The sequence below is a fragment of the Actinospica acidithermotolerans genome (genome assembly GCF_018139625.1).
GTDB lineage: Bacteria > Actinomycetota > Actinomycetes > Streptomycetales > Catenulisporaceae > Actinospica > Actinospica acidithermotolerans.
The window spans coordinates 1-6,682 of record NZ_JAGSOH010000205.1 but is presented as its reverse complement, the minus strand read 5'-3'; the positions used below and the strand labels follow the sequence as shown (position 1 = coordinate 6,682).

Below are 6,682 nucleotides of genomic sequence, written 5' to 3'. Positions count from 1 at the left end.
GGGCGGTCGAGGCGGGCGAGCTGGTCGTCGTGCTCGAGGCGATGAAGATGGAGCAGCCGATCACCGCGCACAAGTCCGGCACCGTCGTCGGGCTCTCCGCCGAGGTCGGCGCGACCGTCTCCTCCGGTGCCGTGCTCTGCGAGATCAAGGACTGAGAAAGACCCCGGCACGATTCGGCAAAGGCCGGGAGCCGCTCCGCACGGGGCGGCGCCCGGCCTTTTCGTCCGAAAGCTACTAAGGGGTAACTTGCCGACGGGGTCGGGATCCCGGGATCCCCCGTGGACCCGCACGCGCTCCGGACTACTCCTCGTGGTCGCTGTGCAGGCGCCGCGCGGCCTCGGCGACGGAGCCGGAGAGCGAGGGGTAGACCGTGAACACCGCGGCGACCTGATCCACCGACAGGTGCAGGTCGACCGCCATCGACACCGAGTGGATCAGCTCGCTGGCACGAGGGGCGACGATCACGCCGCCGAGCACGGTGCCCGAGCCGGGACGCGCGTACAGCTTCACGAAGCCGTCCTTGAAGCCGAGCATCTTGGCGCGCGGGTTGGTGTCCAGCGGGAGCTTCACGACGTCGAAGTTCGGATCGTCGCTCTCGGCGTTGAACGTGGTGCGGCCGACGGTGGCGATCTCCGGCGAGGTGAAGATGTTCGCCGACACGCGCTTGAGGTTGATCGGCCACACCGCCTCGCCGAGCGCGTGGTAGACCGCGATCCGGCCCTGCATCGCGGCGACGGAGGCGAGCGCGAGCAGGCCGGTGCAGTCGCCCGCCGCGTAGACGTTGGAGGCGGTGGTGCGCGAGACGCGGTCGACGATGATGTGGCCGGACGGCGTCGTCTGCACGCCGGCCTCCGCCAAGCCCAGGTCCTCGGTGTTCGGCAGCGAGCCGACGGCCATGAGGCAGTGCGTGCCGGTCACGGTGCGTCCGTCCTCCAGCGAGACGACTACGCGGTCGCCGTCGCGGACCGCCGCGGACGCGCGGGAACGGCTGAGCACCGTCATGCCGCGGCGCTGGAAGACCTCCTCGAGCACCTGCGCGGCGTCCTGGTCCTCGCCGGGCAGCACGCGGTCGCGCGAGGAGACCAGCGTGACCTGCGAGCCGAGCGCCTGGTACGCGCCGGCGAACTCGGCGCCGGTGACGCCGGAGCCGACCACGATCAGTTCGCGCGGAAGCTCGCGCAGGCCGTAGACCTGGGTCCAGGTGAGGATGCGCTCGCCGTCCGGCTTGGCCGCGGCCAGCTCGCGCGGGCGGGCGCCGGTGGCCAGCAGGACCGTGTCCGCCTCCATCGTGAGCGTGCCGCCCTCGGCGGTGCGCACCTCGACGGCGCGGACCGTGCCGCCGTCGCCGATCAGCCGGCCGGTCCCGCGGATGACCTCCACGCCGGCCTTGATCAGGCCCTCGGCGATGTCCTCTGACTGCTTCTCGGCGAGCGCCAGCACCCGGTCGTTGACCCGGCCGAGGTCCACCCCGGTCTCGCAGCGGCCGACGCCGTTGACCTCGACGCCGAGCTCGGGCGCGTCCTGGATCGTGGTCATCACGTCCGCGGTGGCGATGAGTGTCTTGGAGGGCACGCAGTCGGTGAGCACCGCGGCGCCGCCGATGCCGCTGCGGTCCACCACCGTCACCCGCGCGCCGAGTCGGGCGGCCACCAGGGCCGCCTCGTAGCCGCCGGGACCGCCGCCGATGATCACGATTCGAGTCACGTGGTTCATTCTCCCATGCTGCGGGCGGCGGAAATCCGGTGGCCTGGGCCCTTCCGGAGGCGTTAGCCTCGCGCGGTGCCCGCGTGAAAGCCGCGCGGTGCCCACCGGAAACGAGGCCGACGATGGCGCGCTCCATCAAGGAAGACCTGGGCGTGCTGCGCTATCGCGACTTCCGCATCCTGCTCGCCGACCGGCTGCTGGCCCCGCTCGCGTACGCCTTCTCGGCGGTCGGCGTCTCGTTCGCCGTGCTCGACGTCACAGGCTCGGCGGCGGACCTGTCCTACGTGCTGGCCGCGCAGATGATCCCGTCGGTGGTGTTCATGCTGTTCGGCGGCATCGCGGCGGACCGGTTCCGGCCGCAGCTGGTGATCGTGGTCGGCAACGTGCTGATCGCCGTCGGCGAGGGCACGTTCGGCCTGCTGACCCTGGCGCACGCGATCAACACGCCCGGGATGATCGGGCTCGAGCTCGTCACCGGCACCGGGATGTCGCTGTTCTGGCCCGCCTCCACCGCACTGCTGCCGAAGATCGTCCCGAACGGGGAACTGCAGTCCGCGAACGCACTGTCCCGCTTGGTCATGAACGGCGCGACGATGGGCGGCATGGCGATCGCCGGCCTCACGGTCGCGGCCGTCGGGCCTGGCTGGGCGCTGACGATCTGCGGCGTCGGGATGCTCGGCACGGTCCCGCTGCTCGCCTCGCTCGAGGCGAAGGCCAACGAGCGGCCGGACCATGAGCCGGACATCTGGCGCGAGCTGCGCGAGGGCTGGCAGGAGTTCGTCAAGCACGCGTGGGTGTGGGGCACGGTCGTCGAGTACCTGATCGCGAACGCGTGCTGGTACGGCGGCCTGCTCGTGCTGGGCCCGGTCGTCGCGAAGCAGCACCTGGGCGGACCGGCCGCGTGGGGCTGGCTCAACGCCGCGTTCTCCGTCGGCCTGATCCTCGGGGGCTTTCTCGCGCTGCGCTGGATGCCGAAGCGGCCCATGCTCTGGGTGACGCTGCTCGCGGTCCCGCTCGGCGTGGCCTGCTGGGCCGTCGGCGGGCTCTGGCCGTTCTGGCTGATCCTGCTGACGTGGCTGGTCACCGGCATCGCGACGGAGTTCCTGGTGGTCCTGTGGAACGTCTCCCTGGCCCGCTTCATCCGCCCCGACCGCCTCGCCCGCGTCTCCGCGTACGACGGCCTGGGCTCCAGCCTCGCCATGCCCCTCGGCGCCCTCGCCGCCGGCCCCCTGGCCGCGCACCTCGGCGTGGCAGGCGCCGAATACGCCGCCGGCGCGGTCACCGTGGGCGCAGCTTTGCTGACCCTGCTGCTCAAGGATGTGTGGACGATGCGCCTGAGCGAGGCCCCGGACTGGGGTGACGAGCAGCGATCGACGCAGAGTCCTGTGCTGACGGCTCCGTAGCGGTGAGGCGGTTCCGTAAGCGCCTGGACGGGACGGCGCTGACACGCCGCCGCGGCAAGCCGCGCGGGCCGCCCGGACGTATGCTCTAGCCCGTGACTGAGAGAACGATTTCCGGCAGTGCGTACGAGGCGGCCGAGGCAGCAGCGAAGCCCCTCAAAGAGAAGCTGGGCGGGGTGCCCGACCTGGCGCTGGTGATGGGCTCCGGCTGGGTGCCCGCGGCCGACGCGCTCGGCGAGACCGAGGCGGAGTTCCCGGTGACGGAGCTGCCGGGGTTCACCGCGGCGGCGGCGCTGGGCCACGCGGGCAGAATCCGCGCCGTGCGGCTCGCGGAGTCCGGAAAGCTGGCGGCGGTCTTCCTCGGCCGCACGCACTACTACGAGGGCCACGGCGTAGCCCGCGTCGTGCACGGGGTGCGCACCGTCGCGGCGACCGGATGCCGGACGATCGTGCTGACGAACGGCTGCGGCGGGATCAACGCGGACTACGTCGTCGGCCAGCCCGTGCTGATCAGCGACCACCTCAACCTGACCGCGCAATCGCCGATCGTCGGGGCGAACTTCGTCGACCTGACGAACCTTTACTCGCCGCGGCTGCGCGAGCTGTGCAAGCAGGTCGACCCCTCGCTCAGCGAGGGCGTCTACGTGCAGCTGACCGGGCCGCACTACGAGACCCCCGCCGAGATCAGGATGCTGCGGACGCTCGGCGCCGACCTGGTCGGGATGAGCACCGTGCTCGAGGCGATCGCCGCCCGCGAGGCCGGGATGGAGGTCCTCGGCATCTCGCTGGTGACCAACGCCGCGGCCGGGATGACCGGCGAGCCGCTGAGCGCGCAGGAGGTCATCGACGCCGGCAACGCGGCGGCGAGCCGGATGGGCGCGCTGCTGCGCGACGTACTCGGAAGGATCTAGCCCGATGACGACCGAGATCGCCGAACTGCTGGACGAGGTCGAGGCCTGGATGGACCAGGACCCCGACCCGGAGACGAAGGGCGAGCTGCGCGAGCTGCTCGCCGGGCTGCTCAAGACGACGACGTCGGGTGCCGCGTACGACGAGCTGGCCGACCGGTTCGACGGCACGCTGGAGTTCGGCACCGCCGGGCTGCGCGGCGAGCTGGGCGCGGGGCCGAACCGGATGAACCGGGTCGTGGTCGGCCGCGCGGCGGCCGGGCTCGCGGCGTATCTGGTCGAGCAGGGGCACGCCGAGGAACTCGTCGTGATCGGCTACGACGCGCGGAAGAACTCCGACGTGTTCGCGCGCGACACGGCCGAGATCGTGACCGGCGCCGGACTGCGCGCCGCCGTGCTGCCGCGGCCGCTGCCGACGCCGGTGCTGGCGTTCCTGATCCGGCACCTCGGCGCGTGCGCGGGCGTGATGGTGACGGCGAGTCACAACCCGCCGCGGGACAACGGCTACAAGGTCTACCTCGGCGACGGCTCGCAGATCACCCCGCCCGCCGACGCCGAGATCGCGGCCGCCATCGCCGCCGTCGGCCCGCTCAACGAACTGCCGCGCGGCGAGGAGTGGGAGACCCTCGGCGACGACATGGTCGACGACTACCTCGCCCGCGCCGCGGCCGTCGTCTCGCCGGACGCGCCGCGCGACCTCAAGGTCGTCTCCACCGCACTGCACGGCGTCGGCGGCGCACTGCTCGGCGACGCGTTCGAGCGCGCGGGCTTTCCGCGGCCGATCGCGGTGCCGCAGCAGCAGGAGCCTGACGCCGCGTTCCCGACCGTCGCGTTCCCGAACCCGGAGGAGCCCGGCGCCATCGACCTCGCGCTGGCGCTGGCCGCGGAGGAGAACGCGGACATCGTCATCGCCAACGACCCGGACGCCGACCGCTGCGCGGTGGCCGTTCCGCTGCCCGAGGGCGGCTGGCGGATGCTGCGCGGCGACGAGGTCGGCGCGCTGCTGGGCGCCGCCATCGCGGAGCGGGCCGGGAGGACCGCGGAAACCGGTGGCAGGGGCGTCTTCGCGACGACGATCGTCTCCTCCAGCCTGCTCGGCAAGATCGCCGCGGCGCACGGCCTCGAGTACCGGGAGACGCTGACCGGCTTCAAGTGGCTCTCCAAGGTCCCCGGCCTGCTGTTCGGGTACGAGGAGGCGCTGGGCTACTGCGTGGACCCGGACGGGGTGAAGGACAAGGACGGCATCACCGCCGCCCTGGCCGTCGCCCAGCACGCCGCCGCGCTCAAGGCCGAGGGCAAGACGCTGCTCGACCACCTCGCCGCCGTCTACGCCGAGTACGGCACGCACGTCACCGACCAGCTCTCGCTGCGCGTCAGCGACCTGGCGGAGATCCCGCGCATGATGAGCGCCCTGCGTCAGGACCCGCCGAAGGAGCTCGGCGGCCTGGCCGTCCAGCGCGTCGACGACCTGACCCAGGGCACCGACACCCTCCCGCCCACCGACGGCCTCCGCTTCGTCCTCGACGGCGCCCGCGTCGTCGTCCGCCCCTCCGGCACCGAGCCGAAGCTGAAGTGCTACCTGGAGGCAGGCTCCGCGGAGGTCCTGGCCGGGATGAAGGCGTCGCTGGAGGGGATTCTCAGCGCCGGGGCGTAGGCGAATAGGTAGCGCCGGCGGTCGGTTGGCAGGGCCGGCGGTCGGTCGCGAGCCGCGACCGGCCCCGTCCCTGCCAGACCCATCACCCCTACTTCACCGCGAACGCCACGATCACGAACACGGCGCACGCCGCGATCGGGGCCAGGGTCACGATGTTCCAGCTGATCTCCGGCAGCTGGCCGGCGCCGGCACCCTCAGCGCTCGTCGGCTCCGCGACCAGCGCGTCCGGGTCGAGTCCGGCGCGGTGGTACCAGTTCTCGCGGCGGGCGGTCATCTCGGTGATGGCCTGGTCGGCGAACGAGAGCTTCTCGATCGGATCGGGGGTGGGGCTCGAGGAGCGGCGGACGTCGTCGTAGCCGCCGAGGCCGCTCAGCCGCTGGCGGCCGGCCCTGGCGGGGCGGTTCTGGCGGGCCAGGTCGCGCATGCGGGCGCGCTCGGCGCGGCGGCGGTCGCGGAGGGAGACCGGGACGGCCCAGACGGTGTAGCGGCGGGTCGGGGTGAAGGCGATGAACGACAGCTGCGCGGTCAGCTTGGTCACGATGCCCCAGGACAGCGTGATGGTCCGCAGCGGGTTGCGGACGACGAGCGCGTCGACGCCGGAGAACGCCGCGGGGAACACCCCGTACGCGAACGCCAGGGCCGCGACCAGCAGCATGATCGCCGCGCCGGGCATGTCGGCCGTGCCTTCCTCGGCCAGCAGGTCCACGGCGCCGCCGATGCAGAAGAGCATCACCACGGCGCCGCCGATCACGGCGCTCACCCCGCGGTAGGCGGTCGGCTTGTCGACGGGACTCGCTGGCGTTGTCATGTGCTGGATTCTGCCCCAACCGGCGGGCGCGGGTCCACGCGGCTCCCGTCGACGGTTCGGCGACCGGCCGGCCTCACGCCGCCGCGGCTCGGAGGCTCGGCCGGACCACTCGACCTCCCGAACCACCGCACCGACCGGATCGCGCGCTGCGAGCCGGACCCTGGCCGGTATGTCCGCACCCCCGCCCCGCCTCCGACCCGGCTCGCTC

At 72.6% G+C, this 6,682-nt stretch carries 6 protein-coding genes; 4 read left to right on the top strand and 2 right to left on the bottom strand.

Features of this window, described 5'->3' with window-relative positions:
* Nucleotides 1-155: biotin/lipoyl-containing protein (locus tag KDK95_RS33500; RefSeq protein ID WP_212522384.1), on the top strand; the 155-nt coding region annotated here is incomplete at its 5' end.
* A gap of 145 nt (nt 156-300) precedes the next feature.
* Here the strand turns inward: KDK95_RS33500 and KDK95_RS33495 are convergent.
* Entirely contained in the window at nt 301-1,713 is a 1,413-nt protein-coding gene (locus tag KDK95_RS33495) for an NAD(P)H-quinone dehydrogenase (RefSeq protein WP_212522383.1), read from the bottom strand.
* Nucleotides 1,714-1,742: 29 nt separating this feature from the next.
* On the opposite strand from KDK95_RS33495, the gene KDK95_RS33490 reads away from it, so the two are divergent.
* The 3 genes from KDK95_RS33490 (at nt 1,743) to KDK95_RS33480 (ending at nt 5,666) form a co-directional block, all read left to right on the top strand.
* Complete coding sequence (locus KDK95_RS33490; protein ID WP_372463426.1) at nt 1,743-3,107, top strand: MFS transporter; 1,365 nt, start codon at nt 1,743-1,745, stop codon at nt 3,105-3,107.
* A gap of 92 nt (nt 3,108-3,199) precedes the next feature.
* Nucleotides 3,200-4,015, top strand: a complete 816-nt coding sequence (locus tag KDK95_RS33485) for a purine-nucleoside phosphorylase (RefSeq protein WP_212522381.1) — start codon at nt 3,200-3,202, stop codon at nt 4,013-4,015.
* Nucleotides 4,016-4,019: 4 nt separating this feature from the next.
* A complete protein-coding gene (locus KDK95_RS33480; protein ID WP_212522380.1) occupies nt 4,020-5,666 on the top strand; it encodes a phospho-sugar mutase in 1,647 nt (548 codons plus the stop codon).
* A gap of 88 nt (nt 5,667-5,754) precedes the next feature.
* Here the strand turns inward: KDK95_RS33480 and KDK95_RS33475 are convergent, their stop codons facing one another.
* Nucleotides 5,755-6,474 carry a hypothetical protein gene (locus KDK95_RS33475; protein ID WP_212522379.1) on the bottom strand — a complete coding sequence of 240 codons (720 nt, stop codon included), beginning with the start codon at nt 6,472-6,474 and terminating at the stop codon, nt 5,755-5,757.
* Nucleotides 6,475-6,682: the final 208 nt, after the last annotated feature.